Source organism: Halanaerocella petrolearia, from assembly GCF_054657875.1.
This window is the reverse complement of record NZ_BAAHXW010000001.1, coordinates 208,502-234,406: the sequence shown is the minus strand read 5'-3', so window position 1 is coordinate 234,406 and position 25,905 is coordinate 208,502. Positions and strand designations below refer to the sequence as shown.

Sequence of the window (25,905 nt, the reverse complement as noted above, 5' to 3'; positions counted from 1 at the left end):
AAGATGCATCCCTTAAAATTCAAAGCTGTTTATCAAGAAAAAATATGGGGCGGTGATACTTTATCTACAGAATTTAATCGAAATTTACCTAATGACTCTATAGGTGAGAGTTGGGAAGTAGCAGCCCATGAAAATGGTAGCAGTAAGATTGCTAATGGTGAATTTGCAGGCCAAGAGTTGATGGATATTATTAAGGAACAAGGGGCCAAAATTCTAGGAAGTAAAGCCCAAGAAGAAGATTATGAAAAGTTTCCACTGTTAATTAAGTTACTTGATGCTAATGATAAACTATCTGTTCAAGTTCATCCAGATGATGAATATGCAACAGAGTATGAAGATGGAGAATTAGGTAAGACAGAGATGTGGTATGTAATTGATGCTAAAGAAGATGCTAAATTAGTCTATGGAGTCAAACCAGAAGTAACGAAAGAAGAATTTGCTACCGCAATTGAAGAAGGAAGACTACAAGATGATTTAGTTGAAGTTAATGTAGAAACTGGAGATGTATTATATATTCCTACTGGTACTGTACATGCTATTGAAGAAGGTATCTTACTAGCTGAGATTCAACAGAATTCTGATACTACTTATCGAGTCTATGATTGGAATAGAATAGGGAAGGATGGAACCCCAAGAGAGTTACATATTGAATCTGCTTTAGATGTAATTGATTTTGGTACTACACCTCCAGATAAAGTAAAGGGCTTAGAGATTGAAGAAGAAGGAAATTTAAGAAAAATTTTAGTGGCATGTCCTTACTTTATTACAGAAACTATAGATATTACTGATAGTTATCAAGCCAGTGCCCAAGGAGAGAGATTTTATGTCTTTATGAACTTAGAAGGAAGAGCTCGCTTAGTATATGAAGATGGAGAAGTAGATTTAACTGCAGGAGAGACAGTTTTAATCCCAGCTAGTTTAGGAGAGTATGAAATCAGAGGAGACTGTAAAGTGATTAAGTCTTATATTCAAGATTTAACAGAATTTAAAACTAAATTAAAAGAAGAAGGCTATTCTACAACAGAAATCGAACAGATTGCAGGGCTATAAATAAACTATTGCCTCCTCATTAGTTGAGGAGGTTTAATTATGATTAAACATTAATTGAGGTGATTAGATGAGTAGACATAAACCAAAATTTGTATCAGCATTGATAGTAATTGGGATTAGTATCTTTATGTTAAGTTTTGGAATTTTAAAGTTAGAAACAGCCCCCCACATTCCATTATTATTAAGTATTGGAGTGGTTATTTTATTTGCCTTTAAGTTAGGTTATTCCTGGTCAGATATAGAAGATTTTATTATAGAAGGAATTAATATTGGATTAGGTTCTATCTTAATTTTAATGATTATTGGTACTGTAATTGGAACATGGATTTTAAGTGGATCAGTGCAGACAATGATCTATTATGGTTTACAACTTTTAACGCCTAGAACTTTTTTAGTAGTTACTGTCTTAGTCTGTGGACTTGTTTCTTTAGCAACAGGAAGTTCTTGGACTACTATTGGTACTATTGGAGTAGCTTTAATTGGTATTGCTGAAGGTCTAGATATTCCATTACCTATTGCTACTGGTGCTATTGTATCTGGATCTTTTTTTGGAGATAAAATGTCTCCGTTATCTGATACGACGAATTTGGCCCCAGCAGTATCAGGAAGTAAATTGTTTGAACATATTAAACACATGGCTTTTACTGTAACCCCTAGTTTAATTATTTCTTTGGGTTTATACGCATTAATTGGATTACAGTATACAGGCCAGCAACTAAATGTAGAAAAGATTAATTTAATCTTAAATAACTTACAACAAGAATTTTATCTAGGGCCAACTCTATTGTTACCACCTTTAATAGTCATTATTTTAGCATTAAAGAAGAAACCTGCTTTGCCGACTTTACTATTTAGTGCTTTATTAGGTGGTATTTTTGGTATGGTTTTTCAAGGAGCTAACTTACAAGATATAATTAGCACTATGCATTATGGATACCAAAGCGATACAGGTATAGAACTTGTTGATCAGTTATTGACTAGAGGTGGCTTACAGAATATGCTCTGGTCTGTATCATTAGTAATTATTGCTTTAGGGTTTGGAGGCTTATTAGAAAAGATTAGAGTATTGGAAGTAGTTTTAAATAAGTTATCAGCCATAACTAAAAGTCGTGGTGGGTTAGTATTAACTACTGTGTTTACTTGTCTGGGAGTTAATATTTTATTAGCTGATCAATATCTATCAATTATGTTACCAGGTAAAATGTATGCTGAATCTTATCGCAAACTAAATTTACATCCTAAAAATTTATCTCGGGCTTTAGAGGATTCAGGTACTTTGTTTAATCCTTTAGTTCCTTGGGGGCTAAGTGGTTCTTTTATCTTTAGTACTTTAGGAGTGTCAGCTTTTTCTTATTTACCATATACTTTCTTATGTTTAATCACACCTTTAGTATCTATCTTTTATGCTTATACTGGTTTGACAATGGAAGAGTTAGATTAAGGTTTAAGTCGTTCAATATCTTGAGAAGTAATGCCATTAGTCATAATTAAGAATGTTAAGTAGACTATACTACTTAAAAAGATAGAACTAAATAGACTGATTAAATTACTCTGTGACATATAGTAAGCCAGCTTATAAGCTTGGGGTAAAATTAAATAAACAAGACTACCTGCTAATAACGGTTTAATGAAGATATGGATTAGTGGTAACTGCAAAGGTAGTTTGCGATTAATAGATAGCCAATTTAAAAGAGCAATGATTAAATATCTAACTCCAATAGCTAAACTGATAACAAAGAAGAGCCATTTTTGAGGTAGATAAACAACACTGTGAATCATTGCTAACTCAATAACTAAACCAATAATTGAATTTCTGACTACTAGATTAGGGTTGCCTAAACCTTGTAATATACCAGCAAAGATCTGTGATAGATATAGAAAGACAGCACAGGTGGCTAAAATTTTAAGCGGTTTACCAGCTTCGGGGTAACTAAAGATCAAAGCACAGATTTTTTCAGGTACCAGATATAAAACTAAAGCTGCTAGAACTCCTAGATAAAAGGTTAAGCGAATTGCTTCGTTGGCCCTTTTTCTAGCAGCTTGTTGATTATTTTGGGCTACAGACTCTGAGATAGCAGGTACTAGATTAGAATTAAGAGCTACTGTCATAACAGTAGGTAGGTAAATCAATTGCTGTACCATACCTGATAGCTGTCCATAAAAGGAAGTAGCTGCTGACATACTATAGCCTGCTTTTTCTAGATTGCCTGGAATAGTAATAGCTTCAACGCTATACATTAAAGAAGCTATAATTCGACCAAAAGTGATTGGAATCCCAAATTTAATTAACTCTTTACCTAATTGAAGGCTGGATTTAGGCTGTTTTGCTTGTTTATATTTTCTTATCTGTGGTAGATAATAAATAAATATAATTACTAAAGTTAGAAATCCGATGGCCTCTCCAAAAGATACTCCTATTGCAGGAGCTATAGTTTGAAACTTAAGTGATTTATCTATTAATTTTACTATTAATAATAAAGTAATAATTAACCGGGTAATCTGTTCAATTATTTGTGAACAAGCAGTAGGAGTCATTATCCTTAATCCCTGAAAAAAGCCTCGTAGTATAGAAGCTAAACTAGTAAAAAATAGCGCAGGTCCGATAGATAATAGAATATAATAAGTCCTAGGATCATCTAGTATTTTTTCTGCTATTAATCTAGCTTCTTTAATAAAGATAAAAGTAGCAATTATACTAGTAGCTAATACAATAGTAAAGGATATCTTTAATATCTTTAACGCGGTATGATAGTTATTATTACTTGTTTCGCGAGATACAAATTTAGAAACTGCTATCGGTAACCCTAAGGTAATAAAGATAGAAGTTGTTACAAAAATAGGGAATACCCGCTGAAAAAGACCTAAACCTTCATCACCAATAATTCTAACTAAGATAATTCTTAACCCAAAACCCAAGACTCTATTAAAGAGTCCAGCTACCATAAGGATAAAAGCACCTTTGATTAGTGAATGTTTTTTAATTTTTCTCACTCCTTAAAACTGGTCTATAATATATATATAGTTCTTTCTTGGGTTAAATTAATAAACTAAGCAGGAAACACTTAAATTTTATGCAATAAGTATATCGTATAGTATATAAATTATAGAAAGGGGAATATAATTGAAAAAACTTATATTTGTTTTAACGTTAATTTTTATTTTCAATTCTTCTATTATATTAGCAGCTGGAGGCGAGTTAACACCAGAGAATAAAATTAAGTCAGACTCTTTTTTCTACTTTTTAGATAGAGCTGGAGAAGGGTTTCATTTATTCTTTAAAAGTGGGGCTGAAAAAGCAAAATTGAAGTTCTCATATTCTTACGAACGATTAATTGAAGCAGGAGAGATGTTAGAACAGAATAAGACTAAAGAAGCTAGTGAGTTGTTTAAAGAATCTGTTAATAACTTTTCAGAGGGAATTAATATTGCAACTAAAGATACTGTAAATAGTGAAGAATTACAAGAAGTAAAAAAAGAAGTTGAACAAGCTATTAGTAACTTTAAGAAAGAAATGTTAAAAAGTAAACTTAATTTTGATAAATTAACTAATCAATTAAAGAGTATATTCAATTAGTTTATTAGCCACCCTTAATTGGGTGGTTTTTATTTTATATAAATCACAAGAGAAGTCAGTAGAAAATATAATATTGTATCAATTGAGTTGGTTAAATAGAAGGAGGAGGGATTTGTGACTGAAGAAGAGATAAGAAACCTAATAAAGGTAGCTAAGAATCTTAAGAGAAAGAAGAAGAAAAGACAAATTACTAACTTTGAAAAGGAAGAATTAAAAGAAATTTATAAGTTGCTTATAGTTGATAGTAAACAAGAATAAAGACGGAGCTTTTTAAGCTCCGTCTTTATTCTTCTATTCTTTAGGCTTAAAAGTTACACACTGTGTTTCGTAAGAGTTGGAGGAAGGGGCAGGTTGGTTAAAACTTCCAGCTTCCATATCAGAACTATAGTCTATATTACTTACTTGAATATCATTAGCTGTACATACGTTGCCTTGGCCCCAATAATGACAGTTCTTAACGTTACAACCTATTTCACTCATTCTTTCACCTCCAGATTAATATTGTTCAACTTTATTTTTTATCGTTCCTTTTTAAAATATACATTTTTAAAATATTTACAATAATTGACCTGAAATATCTCAGGAAAATAGAAAAAATAATTAACTATTTACATTACATCAGTATAATGGTATTATTTACTATAGACAAAACGCAATAAAATGTATATTTTATTGCGTTTTGTGAAAATATATAAAAGGAGGAAATTAAATGCCAAATCTAAGTTTTAAACAAATGTTAAAGTCTTTTAAGAAAAACTTAATCGCTGAAAAAGGATATTCAGAACTTACTATCAAAAATTATAAGAATGATTTACAAATATTTAAAAACTATTTAAAGCAAGAATGGGAATTAGAAATTGATAGTTTAGACAGCTTAAAAGAAATTGATAGAATCCAGTTTTATATAACTGAATTTCTTTCTGATAATATATTAATTAATGAGAATTCTGCTCAAAGAAGAAATCGACTTCTTTTTGCACTTAGAAGTTTTTTTAGATTCTTGGTAAAAAAAGGGTTGATTAATAATGATCCTACAGAACAGATTGATACTACTAAGACTAAGATAAAAGTTAGTCCAATTTATATCAAAGAGAAAGACTTTAATAAATTCTTAAAAACCGTTGAAAGTGATTCCTTTACTAATAGCTTAAGAAATGAAGCTATTCTTAAAATTCTTACTTTTGCAGGTCTTCGAGTATCAGAATTGATTAACTTAAAATGGAAGGATATTGATTTTGATGAAAAAATCATCACTGTAACAGGTAAAGGTAAAAAAGAACGATTGGTTCCTTTACTAGACCAAGTAATTGAGACTCTAGAAAGATATAAGTTAAAAAGAGATAATATAATTCCTAAGAAAAATGAAGATGAAAACATTGTATTTTTATCTCAAAATCGGACAAAGTTTAATCCATCTAGTGTCTGGCGATTAGTTAAAAAATATGCCAAAAAATCTCAAATTAATGATTGGGAAGAGATTAGTCCCCATAAATTAAGACATACTTTTGCTTCGCTTACTTACAAAAAGACCAAAGATATAAGAATTGTACAACAACTTTTAGGCCATTCTAATATATCTACTACTCAAATTTATACTCATGTAGATCATGAAGAAATGAAGAAAGCCGTAAATAAATTTGGTGAATTAATAGAATAAAGTTTAGATATGAAAGGAGAGATTTATTATTCCTTGTACAGAAGTCATTAGAAAAGCAGTAGAAAATGAAATAAAAGAAAATCCAGAATTATCTAGAAGGTATCTATCAGCTTATGAAGCAGCTGCAAATAATCAATTAATTATTAACAAAGATAAACCTAGTGAAATTAGTTACCGAAAATTATTCCTACAATGTTATAAGAAAAAGTTTGATAAATTAACTGCAGGTGCTATTATTATTATGTTCCATTCTTTAGTTATAAACTCCAAGGCTGAATTTATCGGTATTGAACTTGGCAAGGAACCCTCTGGAGATAAATATGAAGAAAAGAATAAAGAAAAATTAAATCAAATACCTAAACCTTTTGCTACAAAAATGTGGTTTGGAAAAGAACAAGAAGATGGAATTATAAAATTAGAAAAAGAACCTAAAAATAAAAACACAATGTTTCATCAACAAAAATCAACACCTATTGAGGTTGGACATGTTCTACCATCAACTTTACTCTTTCACCTAGGACAATCTGGTTCTTTTGCTCGTTGGCCTTATGATTCTAAATGGATATATATTTATACTGTGAATATAGAAACTTACAATAATGAACTCAGAAAGTCAACAATTATTTAAAAAATCCCGGACATTTTTAATGTCCGGGATTTTAACAACTTACAAATCAGAAATCATTTTATTTTCTTCATTATCCTCTTTCTCTTCTTCTTTGTTATCTTCAGCCAGCATTTTTCTTCTTTTATACTCAATATTTAACCTTACTTCTGATTTATGACTACCTAAGAGCAAGATTATATCTGTAGTATCAGTCTTCCATCTAGACTTATAAACTAAATATCCTGAAGCAATAGCTGAATTATTATTTACTGCTCCTTTGTAAAGATCATTTAGCCAAATAGCTTTATCTTTAATTGCAGTTCCATATTTTTTATATAATAACTTCTTTATTTTTTTATAATCTGCAATAGGATTCTTTAAATTATTCTCAGTTATTAAGTATTTAGCTCTAGTCAATTTATCTTTAGTAAACAGATAACCTAAGTAAGTATTATATCCTACTACTTTAGTTTGATAAAGTAGCATCTGTTTATTATTTTCTACCGGAGATCGTTTTTCTTCTGATTTTATAACATCTTCTTTATTCATACCCCAATATGTTTCTCTGAAATCATATTTACTAACACTAGACCCTCTATTAGAGTTTATTGCTCTCTTTAATCTTTGATATGCTTTTACATTTTGGTCAGTATAAAGGTAATGATTATTTTTAATATAATCTAAAGCTGTCTTCTTCTTATCATCGGTAAATTCTGCCTTGGCCCCTCTTTGTAGTAACACTAATATTATTTCTTGATCTTTACTATATTTAGCTGCCCACATTAGAGGTGTCTTACCATGTTTATCCTTGCTATTTACATTTGCTCCTTCTTTAATCAATAAATTTATTATTTCTGGTCTTGTTGCTTTACTAGCTAGCATTAAAGGAGTTTGGCCTTCAAATCCTCTAGCATTAACATCGCTACCAGCCTTAATTAATGATTTTATCATTTTAGGTCTATCCTCTTCTAAGGCAAACATTAAAGCTGTCTTTCCAGTTTTATTAGATCGACTATGTGGACTAGCTCCATTTTTTAATAAGGTTGTAGCTATTTTAGGGTTTTTATTAGTTTTAGCAGCATGCATTAAAGGTGTTCGCCCATCTTTATCTTTTAGATTGATTTTGGCTCCAGCTTTAATTAGTAATCTTATTACTTCTGGATTATTATTAATCATGGCTGCCCACATTAGAGGTGTCTTACCATATTTATCTTTTTGATTAATATTTATATCTTGTTTTATCAGATCTTTAGCTTCTTGAGGAGAATAAAAGCCCCAGTCTATTACTTCAGCTTTTGCAAAATTAGTCGATACTAATACTAATATAATAAACAGTCCAATAATTAGTTTATTTCTTTTCATTGTCTAAATCCTCCTTATTTTTAGTTTTATCTATTTAATATTTCTTGATTTTATAACTTAATCCTTTAGAAAATAAAAGAAACCCTGTACAGGGTTTCTTTTAAATATTCAATCAAAATTTATAGTTAGTAGATATATTTACTTCATTCTTCTTTATTTTGAGATTTATTTTTCTTTTCAACTTGGCATTATATAATTCTGCCGTCTTATAAGCATCAAGACCTTCCCAGAATTTAGTTCCCATTAAAGCTATTGTTCCTAAGAATAATAGTCCAGCATTTTCATCCTCTGCAGCACTTACCATCATAAGGAACTCTCCGGCTTCTAAACCTAGAAATTTGGCTCCTCTACTCCAATCACCAGCATATAAATGACCCAAGCTAGGAAAGAACTGTGCTAAGCTTGATGCTGCCCAAGGACGTTTTTTATTCTTAAGATATTCTATTTCTTTAGCAGCATTCCAGTTAACAGGGAATTCATCATGCCAAGTTTTAGCTTGTACAACATTATTATTTGTTTTAGCAGTGCTATTATTTGTTTCAACTGGTTGATTCCAAAAATCATCTACAGCTAAAGTTGCTGGAGAAACCATAACATTTGCTATAATAACTAACCCTAATATTAACAATATTTTCTTCATAATACTACCTCCTTTGTATACTATTTTGGTGTTTATAAGTAATCTATCATATATTTCTATAAACGATATCTTCTTCCTTCATTTTTTATTAGACTATTTTACTCCTCTAAAGAAATGGCCTGTAGTATAACCTTCTTTCTGCATTTTTTGATTTAAATTACTTAATATATTAGAATTTAAATTAGATTTTTCTATTTTTGATTGATAAGCTTTTATAATGGTTATAACTTCTTCCTTACTTTCAATTGTAAAATCCAAACGATAATTTTGACAATTAGTTTTTGTTATTTTATTTAAGTGTTTAATCAAATAAAGTGGCTGACTATTATAGATAATACTGCGACAGCTATTGGGATCAGTCTTAATTGGAGCTATCATATCTTTACGATCTAAAAGACCATATTTATTATCTCGACAATTAGTTTCACAGCCTCTCGGGCCAACTTCCCCACCACCAGTTACATAACCTACAGGACAATACTCACTGATCATCATTGGTAAGTGACCATAGACAATAACTTCTTTCTCAATTTCGTTATAACGGGCCAACTTCTTAACTTCTTTTAAAGTTAATTCAGGAGATAAAACAACTCCTTTATAGCCTTCTTTCTGCCATAACTTAGTTGTATAATTATTGAATGTATTTAACGAAAAGTCAGCAATTAACTCTTTATTTGTATCTTTAACTAACTCAACTACTCCTAATTGAGGAACTAGATAACCATCAATCTCTGTCTGCTCTAACTTCTCTATCTCTACTTTAATCTGTTTCATCTCTTCTTCTCTAGCTATTCTAGGTAACCTGATAAACAATTCAGTATTATACTTATCAGTCTGAGAAATGATTCCATCTAACTTATCAATATTAACCTTTTTACTATCAAGGTAGATTCTATCTACTTCTAGTGGGGCTATATCTGTAATATAATCAGTTTGTTGGAGATAAACTGTCAATTCATTATCCTCTGTCCCTTTAGCAGTCTGTAATTGAAAAGATTCCTCTGTTAAATCATTGCTCCGAGAAGTAGTTAGAAACTGTTCTTTTCTGATCTGATTTAACTTATCTACAGCATTTCTTCTTAACTCATTTAATTTAGAGATAGGTATAAAGAGATTACTATCTATTTCTAAATCTAAGCCTTCTAACTGATAAGGAGTGTTTCCTAATTTACTCAATTGTTCTCTAAAGTCCTCTTCAGTCAGTGGTTGATTTCTAGCCTCTTCTGGAATGAAATCTACAGTAGAACTCACATAAAATCCATCTTTATCCCTTAGCTTAAACTCCATCTTACTACCTAACCTAGCAGTTAACTGACCATTAATAACTATCTTCTTAATAGTATCTGGTTGATGAAAGCTCTGAGCTAAATTATCTAATAATTCTTGATCTGTAATACGATAAATAGGATCCCCCTTTAAGACTGATCTTTTAACTCTAATAACAACTTGTTTATCATTTAATCTATTAATATTAGATACAACAAAACTTATATTCCTCTCTTCCTCGCGCCAAATTTCAATCTTGTCGCCCTCATTCAATTCTTTATCTAATTTAATCTTACATTCCTCAGTTTGAGGATTATAATCTAGCACCTCTCCAACCTTAAGTCCCCAGTTTTTAGGTCGTTGATAACTTATTAAATCCAGATCTTCTTTTCCTTTATAATAACCTGGGATAAACTCACCTCTATTAAATAATTGGCTCAACTTCTCCTGATCTTGATTACTTACCTGATAATTATCCTGATCTAGGAAATATTCATCAAGATAGTCACGATATACTCTAGTAGTCAAAGCTGCATATTCTGGTCGTTTCATACGTCCTTCTATCTTTAAAGAAGATATTCCTGTTTCAATTAACTCTGGGAGAATCTCTAAAGTATTAATATCCTTAGGACTTAAGAGATGTTGTTGGGCCAACGTTTGATTAATCACCTCTTCTGTCTCTAAGTCTACTAAACTATAAGGCAGACGACAAGGTTGAGCACAGCGACCTCGATTACCACTTCGGCCACCTATTAAGCTACTCATTAAGCATTGGCCTGAATAGCAGACGCATAAAGCTCCATGAATAAAAGTTTCTACTTCTAAATCGGTTCCAATAATTATCTCTTTTATCTCTGATAATGATAATTCTCTAGCTAATACTACTCGAGAGAATCCTAAACTCTCTAAGTATTTGGCTCCAGCCAAATTATGTACAGTAAGTTGGGTACTAGCATGTAGTTCTAAATCAGGAAATGATTCATTAATTAGCTTAGCTGCACCTAAGTCTTGAACAATTACTCCATCTACTCTATGATGATAAATCTCCTCAATAAACTGTAGTACATCTCTGATTTCATTGTTTTTATAGAGAGTGTTGACTGTTACATAAACTCTAACCCCACGAATATGAGCGTAATCAATAGCTGACTTTAGCTCTTGTAAAGAAAAATTATCAGCTCGGTTACGAGCATTAAAGGTTTCGCCTCCTAAATAAACAGCATCAGCTCCATTCTGTACAGCAGCATATAAACTATCTTGATCTCCTACTGGTGAAAGTAATTCTGGTTTATCATTCATAAAATCATTCCTCCTTTGGGTACATTAGCCAGACTATATTGTATCTTATCTTAGATATTTTTGCAATTATAAAGGATTTTAGGCGCTAAGTATCAAATTATTACTTTAGTATTCCCTAGCACAGTAATTTAATTTAAACTATAAAATAATATATATTAAAAAGTTTTAATAGGAGGTCAAAGATGTGTTTAAAAAAATGTAACAACTGCGGAAGATTATTTGCTACTCAAAATAACCAAGATAGAAACTTATGTCCTAACTGTTTCCAAGAAGAAAGAGAAAAATTTAGGCTTGTGAGAGATTATCTGTGGGATCATCAAGGAGCTTCGATTAAAAAAATAGCTCAAGAAACAGACGTAAAGCAAAAAACAATTAGAAGGTTCATTAGAGAAGGTCGATTCGATAGGGGATAATTATTGTGTGCTAGCAAACATCATTCATTCCTTTTACCTGGTAAAATAAATGTGTACTAAATATCAGGGAGGGGAAAATAATGAGAAAAATTATATCTTTAATCTTAGTAATATCATTAGGTTTATTAGTTGGTTGTAGTTCAGTTACTGACGATGATTTAACTAGTGGTGATAGTGGAAGTTTGGCTATGTCAATATCAGACGCTCCAGTTAATGATGTTGAAAGTGTATTTGTATCTTTAGAAGAAGTTGAAGTCCATAATACAGATACTGGATGGGAGACAGTTAATGATTTTGAAAGTAATGATTATACAGATGGAGAACTAAAGGTTGATCTACTCCAGTTAAGATTCGATGATAAGTTATTAGGACAGAAAAGTCTACCATCAGGAACATATGATCAGATTAGATTAATTGTTGCTGCTAATGAAAATGGTAAATCTACTGGTCCAAATTCAGGTAAGTCTTATGTAGTCTATAAAGATGGTAGTGAAAGTGATATATTTATCCCAAGTGGAACTCAAACAGGATTAAAAATCAATCATAATTTTACTATTGAAGAAAGTAAAATTACTAGATTACTATTAGACTCTGATGTCAGTAAGATAATGCATACAGCCGGTAAAAGTGGTAAGATTATTCTTAGACCAACAGCTATTGACATTATTGATCAAGTAGTCTCTGGAGATGTAGAAGGAAGAGTGTTAGCTGATGTTGATGGTAATGGAACTGTTGGTACTGATGAAACTATTAGTAACTATGATGTTTCTGTTGAAGTCTATGATAAAGGAGATGATCCGACAAAAACTGAACCGATTAAATCAACAGTAGCTACTGTTGAAGATATGGATACAGATAATGATGGAACTATTGATAAAAAAGCAGGTTCATATTTATTAAGAGGATTGACAGAAGGAGATTATACTATCTATGCCAAAGTAGTAACTGGTGAAGATGCTGATAGAGATGGAACTATTGACCAAGTATTAAATAGTAATAATGAACCTTTATATCAGCTACAAACAACTCAATCTGTTACAGTAGTTGCTGAAGATACTACACCAGTAGATACACTTAAATTTGATAAAGTAACTGTTGATACTACAGATTCTACTACAACTCAATAATATTAATTTAGCAGGAGAGAGGATTAAACCCTCTCTCCTAACTTTATTTTTGCTTTTTTACTGACAATTCATCACTCATACCAATTCCTATCCTAACTGATAATGCTTTTTAACATCTTCTTTAATCTTCCAAGTACAGTCTAGCCCTTGCGGAAAGATAACTAAAGCTCCTTTTATAATTGACAATTGAATCAATCATGATCTAAAAATTATTTCTTGATTGCATTGAATTTAAACAAGAAAAACAATGCGAGCTTTTATTAGAAATAATAATTAATATATAAATTAAAAGCATTGAGTACGATCTAGTAGTATTTTAATGGTAAGAAGCATAACTTGTTTTTCTAAAAAATCTTTTGGTAACTTTTATATTTTAATAAAAGTTACTCGGAAAAAGGCTGATAAGCCTTTCCGAAATAAATTTTAAATTTTTTTAGTTAAGTATATATATCTATCTTTAATCAATATTTTATCTTCTTCTGCCATTTTATTTAATGATTTAGTTATAGTGGCTCTAGTAGTCCCTACTAAGTTGGCTAACTCTTGATGAGTAATCTGTTTTGTAATTAAAATACCAACCTTTTTTTGTACTCCATATTTACGGGCCAACTCTTTAAGCTCTGCCTCTAGACGCTCCTGTACACTCTTAAAGGTTAAATTTTGAATCTGATCATTTGCTTTTCTTAATCTTTGGGATAAAATAGCTATGATCTTAAGAGAAATTTCAGGATATTCTGCTACTACTTGTTTAAACTTGGACTTCTCTATAACTAAAACCTGACAGTCCTTAATTGCCTTTACAGAAGCAGAACGAAGGTTATTATCTAATAGAGCCATTTCTCCAAAGAAATCACTTTTACTTAATAGACTTAAAGTCTTTTCTCGACCAGTTTCATCCATTTTAAAGACTTTAACTAACCCATCTACTATAATATAAATTGCATCACCAATCTCCTCTTCTAAAAAGATGATTTCATTTTTTTGATAGGTCTCTTTATAAGTTATTCTATCTATTTCTTTCAGTTCTTGTTTATTTAAATCCTGAAAGATATTAATCTTAGCTAAAAATGGATTGATCATGCTGTACCTCCAATAATTATTTTCTATTATTTCCTCTGTTCTTGTTGCTATTACCACTGGAATTACTCTTGTCTGAGTTATTACTTCTATCTCTTTTCTGTGACTTATTATCTTTCTTTTCTTTTTTATCCTTTTGTTTCTTGTGCTCTTTATCCTTTCTCTTATCTTGCTTTTTTAGTTTGTTCTTTTCTTTCTGGTTCTCTTTCTTCTGCTTTTTGATCTTCTTTTTTATCTCTTTGGCCCATTCTTTGGTCTCTTTAATCCACTCTTTATCCTTCTTCCAATCCTTTTTATTTTTAATTTTGATCGGGCCAACTTGTGGCTTAGTATATTTATTAGTTACTTTAGCCATCTTTCCTCTTCCGATTTCAACTTTACCTTGCTCTGTCTTAACTTCTACTCTTCCTTCAGCAACTGCTACCTTGGTCTCTTCTTGACTAACTACTACCTTGAAAGTAGTTCCTCTTACCCCAGCTACTGTTGATGGAGTTTCCACTTCAAATTTATCATTAAATCGATTAATAAATTTAACAATTACCTCGCCTAAATTTAACTTTAATTTTGTTAAATCTGTTTCTCCATTAGCTTTACTGTTAATTTTAAGCTTAGACTGAGATTTTATTAATGCTCGAGTAGTATTATCTATAATCAATTCAGCTTTGCTGTCCTGTTTAGTCTTAATCTTATCCCCTACTTCTAATTCAACACTATCTGTTAATCTATGCCACTCTCCAGTAAAAAACCACCACCCCTGTGTTTTATAAAAGACTTTTCCTTTGATTTTATGTAACTTAATGCCCTCTTGGGCTTTAATTGGCCCTGCAACTAGATTTAAACTTATAACTGTAACTATTAATACAATAAATATCTTATTAATCTGTTTCATTTTTTAGCACCGTCCCTTAATTTGATAAATATCTGTTAAATCTTTTTTTCCTTTAAGTTGTATCTCTTCCTTAAATTCAATTATAAAGTTATCTTCAACTAACTGATAAGTAGTTGCGCTAATCAAGATTTCTCCTGCTTGAGCTTTTGATTCTATCCGTGCAGCTGTATTAACTACATCTCCAATAGCAGTATAATCACTTCGTTTAGTAGAACCAATATTACCTACAACAGCTTGACCAGTATTAAGACCTATAGTAATATCCAATGGCAAGTTATTTTCATTAACTTTTCTTTTTAATTTAAGGGCCAACTTCACTGCTCTCTGGGCATGATCAACCTGCTCCTTAGGAGCTCCAAAAAAGATCATAGCCCCATCACCTAAAAATTTATCTAAAGTTCCCTCAAAGTTAAAAGTCTCTTCAGTAACTAAATCTAAATAACGATTAAGTAGCTGTACTACTTCTGTTGGTCTCTTTCCTTCAGCAAATTCAGTAAAACCAACTAAATCAAGAAATAAGATAGTTATATCTTGATGTTGGCCCTTAAGATAATCTCTATCAGGTAGATTGATTACCTCTTCTATTATCTCAGGAGCTAAATAACGGGCAAATACAGTCTGTAATCTCTCTTTACGTTTCTCTATAGTTAAGTAGGATAAGATACTAGTAGTTATTAGATTAAAGATACTGACTAAAACAAAAGGAACAAGTGGAAAGTTTAAATTATACTTAATCAATAACCAGAGATTAATTGCTAAGATTACTATTAAACTTATGCTAAATATTATTATTTTCCTTAATAAAGATGATCTCTGATAAATATAAGCTAAGAGTAGACTAAAGATAATTAAAAGCATAATAACTTTAGATATATCAACTCTATAAATAAAAGAATCTTCTAAATAATTACCTATAATTTCAGCGTGAACTCTAACTCCTGGTAAGTAACCTTTTACTATAGCTAAAGGAGTCATTAGATAATCTCCTAAAGTATCTGCAGTAGCCCCTACTAAGACCAACTTATCTTGGAAAAATCCTGCTGAAAATTTTCCAGCTAAAACCTGACTATAAGAAATCTGGGGAAAATAATCAGTTTGATAGTGATAATTAATTAATAAATCTTCTTGTGTAAAGTTTTCTACTCTTTGATTATAATTCTTAGCTATCTCAATAGCAAAAGGAGTAACTTCTTTTAATAGAGTAACCTTTCTTATCTTTCCATCACGATCTGGAAGAAGGTTTAAATAGCCACTTCCAGCTATATATTTTTTAAACTTTTTTAAGGGATGATTAATACTTTCAAGTTTAACCTGTTGCCTATTGAATCCTCTAATTAGACTTAAATTCAAAGTATAAGGTAAGAAGATATTATCATATTTAGCTAAAGTCTTCTGAAGTTTATTATCTTCTTTGCTAGTACTAGGCAGATCAAATAAGATATCAAAGCCTATTACTTTAGCTCCAGCTTGATTCAGCCGGTTAATCAACTGAGCATGATAACTTCTTGGCCAGGGCCAACTTCCTAGATCAGTTAAAGACTGTTTATCGATAGTAACAATTACTATATCAGTCTGCTTATTAACTGTAAATAAGCTTTTAAATAATAATCTATAATCATAAGTAAGCAACTCCAAATCTTCTAACAAGCCGCTACTTAATAGTATAATAACAGCTCCTGCTACTATAGCTCCTATTAATAACCACTTATTTTGCTGAATCATAGAACCTCCTATTATTTACTTATTTAATTTATTCGTTATATCTAAGTTCTCTCCTGCTCCTTACTTATAAAAAATGGAGTTCAATTGATAGCTATGAGGCATGTGTCGTGTGTCATGAGACAGTTCAAAACTATTATATTCAAAATCTAACCTTCAAAAAAACTATTACTTTAAAAAATGAACTATTTTGCAGTGGAATTTTGATTTTGAATTAGCTCATAGCTTACGACACAAAACTCACAACTGATACTATAACCTTATATTACCACCAACAATTTAATCACTTAATACATATATATAATTAAAGAGATTACCCTGCATACTTAATAGATTATAATTTGGAGGGATTATAATGCTAAAATTAGCATTTTTATTTACGATTATTCCTTTATTAGAGTTATTTTGTTTGATTAAGATTAGTCAATATCTAGGTAGCCTAGTAGCTGTTGGGTTAGTAGCCATCACTGGAATTATAGGAGCCACTTTGGCCAAAAAGCAAGGGGCAGTAGTAATTAAAAAGATTAATTATTCGTTGGCCCAAGGAAGAATGCCTGCCGATAGTGTAATTGATGGTCTACTGATTTTAATTGGTGGAGTTATGTTAATAACACCAGGCTTATTAACTGATCTAGCTGGCTTTACTTGTATTCTACCCTTTACTAGACCTTATGTTAAGAAGTTAACTAAAGGTCGCCTTAAAAAGTTAATTACTACAGGAAAGGTTCAGTTCTTTGCTAATGATGAACAAGAAAGTAAGACTATAAATATAGTCGATGAAGAAGATAAAAATTAATTATGTTAGTAATTAAAAAAAGAGCTCAATCAAAGGGACTAGTTAAACTAGTCCCTTTTAGTTACTTAGTAGGCAGATATATAAGACAGATTTGAACTTGATCTTCTTTTAAGTGTCTTAATAACATCCCATAAAATTTCTGCTGTTATACTACTTAAGAACCCTAATAGTAATGTTTGTAATATTGACATGATGTAGCATCACCTCAAGATTAAAATACCTTAAATAAGATAAAAAATACTAAACAAAACTTGGTTATCACCCCAATAAAAGAAATTACACTTAAGTAAGCTCTTACTTAAAACAATAACAGGCTTAAGGCCATAACTGCCATTCCAGCTAAAAAACCATATATTACTTGATGACCTTGGCCATATTTTCTAGAAGTAGGTAATAACTCATCAACAGAAATAAAGACCATAATTCCTGCTACGCTACCAAATAATATTCCAAAGGTTAGATCATTAAAGAATGCTCTAAAGACAAAATAACCTAAAATTGCACCTAATGGCTCGGCTAATCCAGATAGAAAGGAATAGCCAAAAGCCTTCTTCTTATCTCCTGTAGCATGATAGATAGGTACTGATACAGAAATTCCTTCTGGAATATTATGAATAGCTACTGCTATTGCTATTGAAACTCCTAAAGTAGGATCAGAAAGAGCTGAAGCAAAAGTAGCTAATCCTTCTGGAAAGTTGTGAATAGCTATAGCTAAAGCTGAAAAAACCCCCATGCGTAATAATTGAGACTCCTTTTGTTCTTTTTCTTCTTCTTTTAAATTTGCAATATCAGACTCATCTCGTGGCTGATGAGGATTATTAAATTCTGGTACTAAATTATCAATTAAAGCAATTACTAAAATCCCTAAAAAGAAGGATCCTACAGTAGCCCATTCACCTATTTCACTACCTAAAGCAGTAGTTAGTGATTCTCTAGCTTTAACTATAATCTCTACAAAAGATACATAAATCATTACTCCAGCTGAAAAGCCTAAAGAGGTTGCTAAAAATGAAGTATCAGTCTTTTTACTAAAGAAGGCTATAGCACTTCCAACTCCTGTAGATAAACCAGCAAATAAAGTTAATAAAAAAGCTATTACTACATTATTCATCTAAAATCACCCTTTTAAATCTATTTTAGATTCTCAGGATCTAAAACTTTTAACTTATTTTATCCTGTTAATCATTGATAATTTCTCAATTAAGTACCTATTCTCCTGTAAATTATAGAGTTAAATTTGAATTCATATGTTTAATATTGTATAATTTAATAAAAGGTTACAAAAAATATATAGGAGGAATAAAGTGCCCTATACTTTAATAGTTTTGTTAGTTAGTGCAATTTTTATATTAGCTCTATGGATTGGTCATATAGATAAAAAACATAGAGAAGAAATGAAAGAGATGAAGAGGATGATCTATAATCTAAATAATAAGGTAAGTAAATTGGAGGATGATTAAAAAAGAAAGCTGATATAATACAGCCACTAAGTTTAAGTTAATTATCTTCATCAGTAAGATCTTCTACTAACTTATCTATTTCATCTTGTGATAAGACTTCATCACTTGACATATTACCCCTCCTTTTTTGATCTTTACAATTAAACTCTTTTACTTTGATTATAAATTTTAAATTTCAATTTGTCAATTGTAAAAGAAAAAAAGCGGATATAATCCGCTTGCTAGTTTGATTATTCAGAAACAGGACGTGATGTTTCTGTTTCATACTCATGTTGATGCCTATCATTAAAACTAGTATTGCCCTCCATCTTGTGAATATGACCATAACTAGTTGGAATAGCTGGTCCAGTTTTTCCTCGGATAGTATGGCGATGTCCATCATCTCTTGTAGTTGTTGTGCTATAATTATGGTAATGAGTATTTCCATTATAAATAGGTCGACTTGTTGTTCCTCTATAGTTATGACGATGGCGATCATTATAAGAGGTAGTACCTCTATAGTCATGAACATGTTGTCTTCTATCTGGATATCTTGGACAACCTGGATCTCTAGGATCTCTATAACGGTCTCTATCTCTATCCCAGTCTCTATCTCGGCGATAATTTCCCATTAGTTTCCCTCCTTTCCTTATTTTACTACATTCTATGCTAATAATTTTTATCTGTGATTAATAATATTAGCAAAAATAAAAAAAGAGCAACCTTTTGTGGTTGCTTTTTAACTAAAAATAATAGAAACCTATGTTTCATATTTATTTAATGCTCTCTACTTTTATCTTCAAATACCATTCATAAGTTTCTTGAGCCGGAATAATTGATATTTTACCTATTCGATCTGCTAAGTACAGATCATCATAAATTCCTGTGCAAGGCTCTAGAGCAATGTTGTAGTCCCCTCGATAGCCTCCTTGTGTCTTCCATACACCAAGATAAGGAACCTTATCAACTGGAAATTCATAGATTAATTGCTCCTGGGTATCAGTATACTCAACTCCACATCTACCTTCTTTTAACTTATGAGGAATATAAAACTTCTCACAGTTATTAGCACTTTTAGGTTCTACTTTACTCATATCGATCTCTGTTCCATCTTCTTTTTCTATAATAGGATAAGAGTGAAGTTGGCCCCAATCACCAAGATGTTCACTACCTTTTTCAACATTAATAATCTTATTTTCACCTTCAGGAAGAATGATTTTAGTATTTTTAGCATTACAATTTAATAATGCATGTGCACACCAAATAAACTTAAATTCTTCTCGGGATAAGTTTGTTGCTTTATAATTAATATTTAAAGTTGGCCCTTCTAAACTAATTTCTTTTTCTAATCGATAAGGAAAACAAGGACTATAAACTGAAAAATTAATTTTTTCTTTATTTATTTTCATTTTCCAGGGTAGTGTCCATACTTCACCATGATCAGGAATAGAAGTTCCTTGCCAGCTACCATCTGGATAAAAACTAGCATCTATACTAGGAAATACTTCATCAAAGCCACTAGAATCATAGTTTGAGAAATCAGCACCATAATCTGGCACTTCCAACTCATTTTCACTTTGGAACAAAAACTCCCTATCAGTTAATTTATGATATAATGAAACCATTTTACCTCCATATTCTGGGATGAATACAACTTTCAATCTTTCATTTTCTAAAATAACACTATTTAGTCCTTTATAACTACTACGTCGCATAGCAACCCTCCTTAGCCAGATAAATTAATTAAATTAATAAAGTTGATATAACTAATTCCTATCTACAGAGCCTTAATCCACTAAATCAGGCCCTGTAAATAGTTCTTTAAGTACTAAAGTTACTCCTCCAATTGTTGCAGCTTGATTATCTAATTTGGTTGATAGAATTTCAATATTCTGGGCTGGAACATCTAAAGACTTAATATTAATAGTTTCTTTAATAGAATCAAAAACATAATCTTGAGCCATTATTATATCTCCTACAATAACGATTATTTCTGGGTTCAATATATTAAGCAAATAAGCAATTCCCATTCCTAAGTATCTACCAACTTCCTTTAGAATCTGTTGTGCTATTTCGTCCCCTTGATTAGCTGCTAAGCAGACAGTTTTAACAGTTATATTATCTAGTTTATTATTAGCTAACTCTAAAATCTTGGTTTTAGCTCCTTGTTTTATCACTTTCTGAGCTCTGTTTACAATTTGAGGATTAGATGCTAAACTCTCTAAGCAACCATAATTACCACAACTACACCTAGGCCCATCATTGTCTACTACTATATGTCCTATTTCTCCTGCACTATAATTAAACCCTTGATATAATTGATCATCAATTACAATTCCCGATCCGATACCATTACTGATATTAATAGTAATAAAGTTATCAGTCTTTTTAGCAATACCAAACCATTGCTCTCCTAAAGCCATAGCTCTAACATCGTTATCAATAAATGTAGGTAGATTAAATTCATCTTCTATAAGCTTTTTAACAGGAACATCTTTCCAATTATAATGAGGTGCAAATAATGAAACACCTGTTTCACTATTGACTAATCCATGGACTGCCATACCAATTCCAATAAGCACCTCTTGTTCTATCTTACTCTCTTTAATAGTTAAATGGATCAAATCAAATAGTTCCTCTAATACATAATCTTGTTCCAAATTTTCTAAGTTTTTAGAATTACTAATTAGAATTTCAGCTTCTAAATTAGTAATTATCACTTCTAAAATTTCAGGGCCTAAATTAACTCCTATAATATATCCAGCTTCTGGATTTAATTCTAATAAAACTGGAGGTCGTCCACCACTTGATTTTCCTAATCCACTTTCTTGGATAAAATCTTTATTGATTAGCTTTTTAGTCAGTTTTGAGACACTAGCAGGAGTTAAATCAGTAATCTCTGCTATATCTGCACGCGAAATTGGCCCTTTCTCTCTAATGCATTCCATAATTAATGAAACATTCAACTGTTTCATTAATTCAAAACTAATTTTTTGATTCATAAATTTTGTCCCCCATTTTTTAATTAATAAAGGTTATTAATATTATAACATCTAATTAAGATTAATTCTAATTTAAATAGGGGGACTATATTTATTTGATTCTTAAACTAGCTAAGAACTTTTTAAATCCTATTTTACCATCTTCATTTCTTTTATAAACTCCAGCATCTTCAAGAACTTGTTTGAATATCTGTCCAATTTCTTTTTCTAAGATTGACCTTGCTTCATGTTGATTAAAATTAGTATTATATTTATCTAACATAGCTTCAATCCATGGAATATGCTTAGTTAAATTTTCAGTGACATTGTCTGGATTATATTTTATTTGACCAGTTAAATATTTTTCAATCTGATTCAATTCCTGTTTTAATCTTCCAGGAAGAATAGCACGCCCCATTACTTCTATTAACCCTATATTTTCCTTTTTAATATGGTGTAATTCTTCATGCGGATGGAAAATACCAGCTGGATATTTTTCTGATTTGCGATTATTTCTCAATACTAAATCTAATTCAAAATAATCTCCATTTTTACGGGCAATAGGAGTTACTGTATTATGTCGTTCACCTTCAGTATAAGCTTTTATATTTCTCTCTAAGTCATTATATTCTTTCCAATTCCTGTGAATCAAACCACCTAATTCAGCCAATTGAGTAACATCTTTAGCTTTAAGCCTTACTACTGACATTGGCCAGTTAACAATACCTACTTTTACCTCAGAAAATTCTGGATGATTAAACTCTCTCTCTATTTCAGCTGCTTCCATTGGGAAAGTATGATGCCCTCCTTGAAAATGATCATGACTTAAAATAGAGCCTCCTACCAATGGTAAATCAGCATTTGATCCCAAGAAGTAATGGGGGATTTGTTCTACAAAATCAAGTAAAGTAACAAAAGTTTCTTGATTGATACTCATAGGGCTATGCTCTCCATAAAATACGATACAGTGTTCATTGTAATATACATAGGGAGAATATTGTAAAAACCACTGCTCATCTTGTAAGGTAAGTGGTATTACTCGATGTGTCTGTCTAGCTGGATGATCTATTCGACCTGCATACCCTACGTTATCTAGACATAAGTAACACTGTGGATAGTCAGTCTGTTCTTGGTCTTTAGCATCAGCAATTGCTTCAGGATCTTTTTCTGGTTTTGATAAATTAATTGTTATTTCTAAATTACCATATTCAGTTTCCGTAGTCCAAGACATATTTCTGTCTATTCTATCCTGTCTAATATAGTTTGAGTATTTAGACAAAGCATAATAATCATCTGTTGCTTGTTTTATTGATTCTTCTTTAGCAGTCTGCCAGAAAGTATGAGCTACTTCTGACTGTCTTGGCATTAGTTGTGCCATCAGCTTTGTATCAAATAAATCTCTATATGTTACTGTATTTTTTTCTAAAATCCCCTTTTGGTCTGCATAGTCAAGCATCTTGTCTAGAATTTCTTGTGGAGAATTAGGAACCTTATAATCTAGTTCATTATATCTTATTTCTGCCGGCCCTTTGATATTAAGTAAGTTCATGAGACTGTTTCGAGCTGGAACTACATCCCATTTTCCTAGCAGACCTTTTTCTTGACCATACTTAAGTAGTCTTTCTATCTCTAAAGCAATATTGATCTTACTCATAGTTGCCCTCCTTTTTTAATTATGATTATAAAATAATCTGACTCTAGAGCTATAATACTTTTTTATTGATTTTTGATTTCGCTTGTTTAAGTTCATGACAACCATCTTCTATATTACAGACATAAATATCAGGTTCTATTCCTGTTTGAGCATAATATTGAGTAGCTACTTGATTCTTAAATTCTTTAACAGCATCTTCTCTTACTAAATTTACTGTACATCCACCAAAACCAGCTCCAGTCATACGAGCACCTAATACTCCATTAATTTCTAAAGCCAAATCAACCATTAAATCTAATTCACTACAACTTACTTCATATAAATCTTTTAAACTATCATGTGATTGTTTCATTAATTCTCCAACTTGGTTTAAGTCATCTTCCTTTAAAAGATTAATTGTATCTTTTACTCGTTGATTTTCATAAATTACATGTTGGCATCTTTTTCTAATAGTTGCTGGTAATTGATCTTTATACTTCATAAATTCTTCTACTGAAATATCTCGTAATGCTGTTATATCTTGATCTGATAATTGATTAAATAATTTAACACCTTCTTGACATTCTTTTAATCGCTGATTGTAAGCTGAATCAACTAAGTTATGTTCTACATTGGTATTAGCTACTACTATTTTAATTTGATTAGTATCAATAGGCACTAGTTGATATCTATTGGATTCACAGTCAATGAATAGAGCATTATCTTGTTTTCCTAAAGCAGAAATGAATTGATCCATAATACCACAGTTAACTCCTACAAATTCATTTTCTGCTTTTTTACATAACTTAGCTATCTCTACTTTATCTATTTGTAAATTATTCATTAACTTAAAAATTAAAGCAGTAACAACTTCTAAAGCTGCTGAAGAGCTTAACCCTGCTCCTTGTGGTACATTACCTGTTAAGGCTAGATTCATACCTTGTAACTTATACCCTTTATTTAATAGTAACTTAGCTACTCCTTGTAAGTAGTTAATCCAATTACTTTCTTCATTATATTTGATATCACTTAAGACAAAGGATGTTTCTGAAGAATAATCTAAAGAAAATACTCTTATCTTTTGATCATTTCTAGCTTGAGCTGCTATTGTAACTTCTCTATCTATAGCAATTGGCAATACAAAGCCATCATTATAATCTGTATGCTCTCCAATTAAATTAACTCTCCCTGGTGCTTGAGCAACTTTGATTACATTTCCATTATCACCAAATCTATTAATTAGTTCTTCTTTTACTTGTGTATTCATTTCTCTTCCCTCCTAATACTTATTTTTAAAAGCCTTGTGGATGATTTTTATGCCATTTCCAGGCCGTATCAATAATTGTTTTCAATTCCCCATATTTTGGTTTCCAACCAAGTTCTCTCTTGATTTTCTCTGAACTAGCAATTAAAGTTGCTGGATCTCCTGGTCTTCTAGCCCCTTCTTTAGCTTTAATCTTTCTTCCTATTACTTCGCTTGCAGTTTCTATTACTTCTTTAACTGAATAACCATTTCCATTACCTAGATTGTAAATAGAGCTTTCTTTTCCATCAACCAAAGCTTCAATACCTAAAATATGAGCTTGGGCCAAATCAGTAACATGTATATAATCTCGAATACAAGTTCCATCACGTGTTGGGTAGTCAGTTCCAAAGATAGCCAATTCTTCTCTTTGACCTAGTGCTTTTTGTAAAACAATTGGGATTAAATGGCTTTCAGGGCTATGATCTTCTCCGATTTGACCTGATTTATCTGCCCCACTGGCATTAAAGTATCTCAATGAAATATATTTTAGATCATGCGCTTGATCATAATCTTTCATCACTTTTTCAAAGAATAACTTTGATCTACCATAAACGCTAGTAGGATCTTTAGGTAAATCTTCAGTAATTGGCACCTTATCTGTATCACCATAAACTGCTGCAGTAGAAGAAAAGACAATATTTTTAACATTATGGTCAACCATTATATCTAATAAATTTAATCCATTAACTAAGTTATTATGATAGTACTTAGCTGGTTTTTCCATTGACTCTCCAACCAAACTATCTGCTGCTAAATGAATCACAGCTTCAATATCATATTTTGTAAAAGTATCATCTAATAAATCTTTATCTGCCAAATCCCCTTTGACAAATTCACCACCCAAAATAGATTCTTGATGACCTTTTTGTAGATTATCATAAACAATGACTTGATGCTCAGTATCTAATAACTCTTTAACAACATGGCTACCGATATAACCTGCTCCACCAGTTACTAAAATATTCATTTTAACCCCTCCTTAATTAAATTAACAAAACTAATTTTTTATACCAATAGGTTAACTTTATTAACTAAATTAATTAAGTGCTTAAAAATAAAAGCCCTTGACC

At 31.0% G+C, this 25,905-nt stretch carries 26 protein-coding genes; 10 read left to right on the top strand and 16 right to left on the bottom strand.

The features are described from left to right. The first annotated feature begins 3 nt into the window (after positions 1-3). Positions 4-1,050 (top strand): type I phosphomannose isomerase catalytic subunit, encoded by a 1,047-nt coding sequence (locus tag ACYQ39_RS01270; RefSeq protein ID WP_459840060.1) that lies wholly within the window; start codon positions 4-6, stop codon positions 1,048-1,050. Positions 1,051-1,117: 67 nt separating this feature from the next. After that, positions 1,118-2,491: a Na+/H+ antiporter NhaC gene (gene nhaC / locus ACYQ39_RS01265; protein WP_459840059.1), complete on the top strand. Its 1,374-nt coding sequence runs from the start codon at positions 1,118-1,120 to the stop codon at positions 2,489-2,491. On the opposite strand, the gene ACYQ39_RS01260 is transcribed toward nhaC, so the two are convergent. After that, entirely contained in the window at positions 2,488-4,041 is a 1,554-nt protein-coding gene (locus ACYQ39_RS01260; protein WP_459840058.1) for a putative polysaccharide biosynthesis protein, read from the bottom strand. The two genes, nhaC and ACYQ39_RS01260, sit on opposite strands and share 4 nt — an antisense overlap. 130 nt (positions 4,042-4,171) lie before the next feature. Between ACYQ39_RS01260 and ACYQ39_RS01255 the strand changes: the two genes are divergently transcribed. After that, positions 4,172-4,624: a DUF5667 domain-containing protein gene (locus ACYQ39_RS01255; RefSeq protein ID WP_459840057.1), complete on the top strand. Its 453-nt coding sequence runs from the start codon at positions 4,172-4,174 to the stop codon at positions 4,622-4,624. 114 nt (positions 4,625-4,738) lie between these two features. Further along, positions 4,739-4,882, top strand: a complete 144-nt coding sequence (locus tag ACYQ39_RS01250; RefSeq protein WP_459840056.1) for a hypothetical protein — start codon at positions 4,739-4,741, stop codon at positions 4,880-4,882. 33 nt (positions 4,883-4,915) lie between these two features. On the opposite strand, the gene ACYQ39_RS01245 is transcribed toward ACYQ39_RS01250, so the two are convergent. After that, the gene (locus ACYQ39_RS01245; protein WP_459840055.1) at positions 4,916-5,104 is read right to left on the bottom strand and encodes a DUF1540 domain-containing protein; all 189 of its coding nucleotides are present in this window, start codon (positions 5,102-5,104) and stop codon (positions 4,916-4,918) included. A 229-nt stretch (positions 5,105-5,333) separates the two neighbouring features. Here ACYQ39_RS01245 and ACYQ39_RS01240 point away from each other — a divergent pair, with 229 nt between their 5' ends. Both ACYQ39_RS01240 and ACYQ39_RS01235 read left to right on the top strand, forming a co-directional pair. Continuing rightward, positions 5,334-6,281: a phage lytic cycle repressor MrpR family protein gene (locus tag ACYQ39_RS01240; protein WP_459840054.1), complete on the top strand. Its 948-nt coding sequence runs from the start codon at positions 5,334-5,336 to the stop codon at positions 6,279-6,281. Positions 6,282-6,522: 241 nt separating this feature from the next. Next, the gene (locus tag ACYQ39_RS01235; protein ID WP_459840053.1) at positions 6,523-6,909 is read left to right on the top strand and encodes a hypothetical protein; all 387 of its coding nucleotides are present in this window, start codon (positions 6,523-6,525) and stop codon (positions 6,907-6,909) included. A 39-nt stretch (positions 6,910-6,948) separates the two neighbouring features. On the opposite strand, the gene ACYQ39_RS01230 is transcribed toward ACYQ39_RS01235, so the two are convergent. The 3 genes from ACYQ39_RS01230 to ACYQ39_RS01220 form a co-directional block, all read right to left on the bottom strand. Next, positions 6,949-8,250: an ankyrin repeat domain-containing protein gene (locus tag ACYQ39_RS01230; RefSeq protein ID WP_459840052.1), complete on the bottom strand. Its 1,302-nt coding sequence runs from the start codon at positions 8,248-8,250 to the stop codon at positions 6,949-6,951. A gap of 112 nt (positions 8,251-8,362) precedes the next feature. Further along, positions 8,363-8,890: a hypothetical protein gene (locus ACYQ39_RS01225; RefSeq protein ID WP_459840051.1), complete on the bottom strand. Its 528-nt coding sequence runs from the start codon at positions 8,888-8,890 to the stop codon at positions 8,363-8,365. Positions 8,891-8,983: 93 nt separating this feature from the next. Next, the gene (locus ACYQ39_RS01220; protein ID WP_459840050.1) at positions 8,984-11,455 is read right to left on the bottom strand and encodes a U32 family peptidase; all 2,472 of its coding nucleotides are present in this window, start codon (positions 11,453-11,455) and stop codon (positions 8,984-8,986) included. Between the two features lie 182 nt (positions 11,456-11,637). Here ACYQ39_RS01220 and ACYQ39_RS01215 point away from each other — a divergent pair, with 182 nt between their 5' ends. Both ACYQ39_RS01215 and ACYQ39_RS01210 read left to right on the top strand, forming a co-directional pair. Beyond that, positions 11,638-11,868 (top strand): hypothetical protein, encoded by a 231-nt coding sequence (locus ACYQ39_RS01215; RefSeq protein ID WP_459840049.1) that lies wholly within the window; start codon positions 11,638-11,640, stop codon positions 11,866-11,868. 80 nt (positions 11,869-11,948) lie between these two features. Next, positions 11,949-12,995 (top strand): DUF4382 domain-containing protein, encoded by a 1,047-nt coding sequence (locus ACYQ39_RS01210; protein WP_459840048.1) that lies wholly within the window; start codon positions 11,949-11,951, stop codon positions 12,993-12,995. 87 nt (positions 12,996-13,082) lie between these two features. Here the strand turns inward: ACYQ39_RS01210 and ACYQ39_RS01205 are convergent, their stop codons facing one another. The 4 genes from ACYQ39_RS01205 to ACYQ39_RS01190 form a co-directional block, all read right to left on the bottom strand. Then, the gene (locus tag ACYQ39_RS01205) at positions 13,083-13,181 is read right to left on the bottom strand and encodes a cupin domain-containing protein (RefSeq protein WP_459840047.1); all 99 of its coding nucleotides are present in this window, start codon (positions 13,179-13,181) and stop codon (positions 13,083-13,085) included. A gap of 237 nt (positions 13,182-13,418) precedes the next feature. After that, positions 13,419-14,075 carry a Crp/Fnr family transcriptional regulator gene (locus ACYQ39_RS01200; RefSeq protein WP_459840046.1) on the bottom strand — a complete coding sequence of 219 codons (657 nt, stop codon included), beginning with the start codon at positions 14,073-14,075 and terminating at the stop codon, positions 13,419-13,421. 16 nt (positions 14,076-14,091) lie between these two features. Then, on the bottom strand, positions 14,092-14,961 hold the full coding sequence (locus ACYQ39_RS01195) for a FecR family protein (protein ID WP_459840045.1): 870 nt from the start codon (positions 14,959-14,961) through the stop codon (positions 14,092-14,094). 3 nt (positions 14,962-14,964) lie between these two features. Then, a complete protein-coding gene (locus tag ACYQ39_RS01190) occupies positions 14,965-16,683 on the bottom strand; it encodes a CHASE2 domain-containing protein (protein WP_459840044.1) in 1,719 nt (572 codons plus the stop codon). A 352-nt stretch (positions 16,684-17,035) separates the two neighbouring features. Here ACYQ39_RS01190 and ACYQ39_RS01185 point away from each other — a divergent pair, with 352 nt between their 5' ends. Beyond that, on the top strand, positions 17,036-17,476 hold the full coding sequence (locus ACYQ39_RS01185) for an FxsA family protein (RefSeq protein ID WP_459840043.1): 441 nt from the start codon (positions 17,036-17,038) through the stop codon (positions 17,474-17,476). 298 nt (positions 17,477-17,774) lie between these two features. Here the strand turns inward: ACYQ39_RS01185 and zupT are convergent, their stop codons facing one another. Next, a complete protein-coding gene (gene zupT, locus ACYQ39_RS01180; protein WP_459840042.1) occupies positions 17,775-18,587 on the bottom strand; it encodes a zinc transporter ZupT in 813 nt (270 codons plus the stop codon). 193 nt (positions 18,588-18,780) lie between these two features. Between zupT and ACYQ39_RS01175 the strand changes: the two genes are divergently transcribed. After that, a complete protein-coding gene (locus tag ACYQ39_RS01175) occupies positions 18,781-18,936 on the top strand; it encodes a hypothetical protein (RefSeq protein WP_459840041.1) in 156 nt (51 codons plus the stop codon). A 230-nt stretch (positions 18,937-19,166) separates the two neighbouring features. Here ACYQ39_RS01175 and ACYQ39_RS01170 read toward each other — a convergent pair whose 3' ends face one another. The 6 genes from ACYQ39_RS01170 to galE all read right to left on the bottom strand — a co-directional run bounded on the left by ACYQ39_RS01170 (position 19,167) and on the right by galE (position 25,802). Then, positions 19,167-19,547 (bottom strand): YmaF family protein, encoded by a 381-nt coding sequence (locus ACYQ39_RS01170; protein WP_459840040.1) that lies wholly within the window; start codon positions 19,545-19,547, stop codon positions 19,167-19,169. Positions 19,548-19,688: 141 nt separating this feature from the next. Beyond that, the gene (locus tag ACYQ39_RS01165) at positions 19,689-20,630 is read right to left on the bottom strand and encodes an aldose epimerase family protein (RefSeq protein ID WP_459840039.1); all 942 of its coding nucleotides are present in this window, start codon (positions 20,628-20,630) and stop codon (positions 19,689-19,691) included. A gap of 72 nt (positions 20,631-20,702) precedes the next feature. Then, positions 20,703-21,917, bottom strand: a complete 1,215-nt coding sequence (locus ACYQ39_RS01160) for an ROK family transcriptional regulator (RefSeq protein WP_459840038.1) — start codon at positions 21,915-21,917, stop codon at positions 20,703-20,705. Positions 21,918-22,008: 91 nt separating this feature from the next. Then, positions 22,009-23,550 carry a UDP-glucose--hexose-1-phosphate uridylyltransferase gene (galT, locus tag ACYQ39_RS01155; protein WP_459840037.1) on the bottom strand — a complete coding sequence of 514 codons (1,542 nt, stop codon included), beginning with the start codon at positions 23,548-23,550 and terminating at the stop codon, positions 22,009-22,011. 49 nt (positions 23,551-23,599) lie between these two features. Continuing rightward, positions 23,600-24,796, bottom strand: coding sequence for a galactokinase (locus ACYQ39_RS01150; protein ID WP_459840036.1), 1,197 nt, complete (start codon positions 24,794-24,796; stop codon positions 23,600-23,602). Positions 24,797-24,821: 25 nt separating this feature from the next. Next, positions 24,822-25,802: a UDP-glucose 4-epimerase GalE gene (galE, locus tag ACYQ39_RS01145; RefSeq protein WP_459840035.1), complete on the bottom strand. Its 981-nt coding sequence runs from the start codon at positions 25,800-25,802 to the stop codon at positions 24,822-24,824. Positions 25,803-25,905 lie beyond the last annotated feature (103 nt).

Bases quoted from the DNA above. Each gene is read 5' to 3' on its own strand.
- ACYQ39_RS01270 (WP_459840060.1), top strand. From the start codon at position 4: ATGCATCCCTTAAAATTCAAAGCTGTTTATCAAGAAAAAATATGGGGC.
- ACYQ39_RS01190 (WP_459840044.1), bottom strand. From the start codon at position 16,683: ATGATTCAGCAAAATAAGTGGTTATTAATAGGAGCTATAGTAGCAGGA.
- ACYQ39_RS01160 (WP_459840038.1), bottom strand. From the start codon at position 21,917: ATGAATCAAAAAATTAGTTTTGAATTAATGAAACAGTTGAATGTTTCA.
- galE (WP_459840035.1), bottom strand. From the start codon at position 25,802: ATGAATATTTTAGTAACTGGTGGAGCAGGTTATATCGGTAGCCATGTT.
- ACYQ39_RS01230 (WP_459840052.1), bottom strand. From the start codon at position 8,250: ATGAAAAGAAATAAACTAATTATTGGACTGTTTATTATATTAGTATTA.
- ACYQ39_RS01150 (WP_459840036.1), bottom strand. From the start codon at position 24,796: ATGAATACACAAGTAAAAGAAGAACTAATTAATAGATTTGGTGATAAT.
- nhaC (WP_459840059.1), top strand. From the start codon at position 1,118: ATGAGTAGACATAAACCAAAATTTGTATCAGCATTGATAGTAATTGGG.
- zupT (WP_459840042.1), bottom strand. From the start codon at position 18,587: ATGAATAATGTAGTAATAGCTTTTTTATTAACTTTATTTGCTGGTTTA.
- ACYQ39_RS01210 (WP_459840048.1), top strand. From the start codon at position 11,949: ATGAGAAAAATTATATCTTTAATCTTAGTAATATCATTAGGTTTATTA.
- ACYQ39_RS01215 (WP_459840049.1), top strand. From the start codon at position 11,638: ATGTGTTTAAAAAAATGTAACAACTGCGGAAGATTATTTGCTACTCAA.
- ACYQ39_RS01220 (WP_459840050.1), bottom strand. From the start codon at position 11,455: ATGAATGATAAACCAGAATTACTTTCACCAGTAGGAGATCAAGATAGT.
- galT (WP_459840037.1), bottom strand. From the start codon at position 23,550: ATGAGTAAGATCAATATTGCTTTAGAGATAGAAAGACTACTTAAGTAT.
- ACYQ39_RS01170 (WP_459840040.1), bottom strand. From the start codon at position 19,547: ATGGGAAATTATCGCCGAGATAGAGACTGGGATAGAGATAGAGACCGT.
- ACYQ39_RS01240 (WP_459840054.1), top strand. From the start codon at position 5,334: ATGCCAAATCTAAGTTTTAAACAAATGTTAAAGTCTTTTAAGAAAAAC.
- ACYQ39_RS01195 (WP_459840045.1), bottom strand. From the start codon at position 14,961: ATGAAACAGATTAATAAGATATTTATTGTATTAATAGTTACAGTTATA.
- ACYQ39_RS01235 (WP_459840053.1), top strand. From the start codon at position 6,523: ATGTTCCATTCTTTAGTTATAAACTCCAAGGCTGAATTTATCGGTATT.
- ACYQ39_RS01225 (WP_459840051.1), bottom strand. From the start codon at position 8,890: ATGAAGAAAATATTGTTAATATTAGGGTTAGTTATTATAGCAAATGTT.
- ACYQ39_RS01185 (WP_459840043.1), top strand. From the start codon at position 17,036: ATGCTAAAATTAGCATTTTTATTTACGATTATTCCTTTATTAGAGTTA.
- ACYQ39_RS01200 (WP_459840046.1), bottom strand. From the start codon at position 14,075: ATGATCAATCCATTTTTAGCTAAGATTAATATCTTTCAGGATTTAAAT.
- ACYQ39_RS01245 (WP_459840055.1), bottom strand. From the start codon at position 5,104: ATGAGTGAAATAGGTTGTAACGTTAAGAACTGTCATTATTGGGGCCAA.
- ACYQ39_RS01165 (WP_459840039.1), bottom strand. From the start codon at position 20,630: ATGCGACGTAGTAGTTATAAAGGACTAAATAGTGTTATTTTAGAAAAT.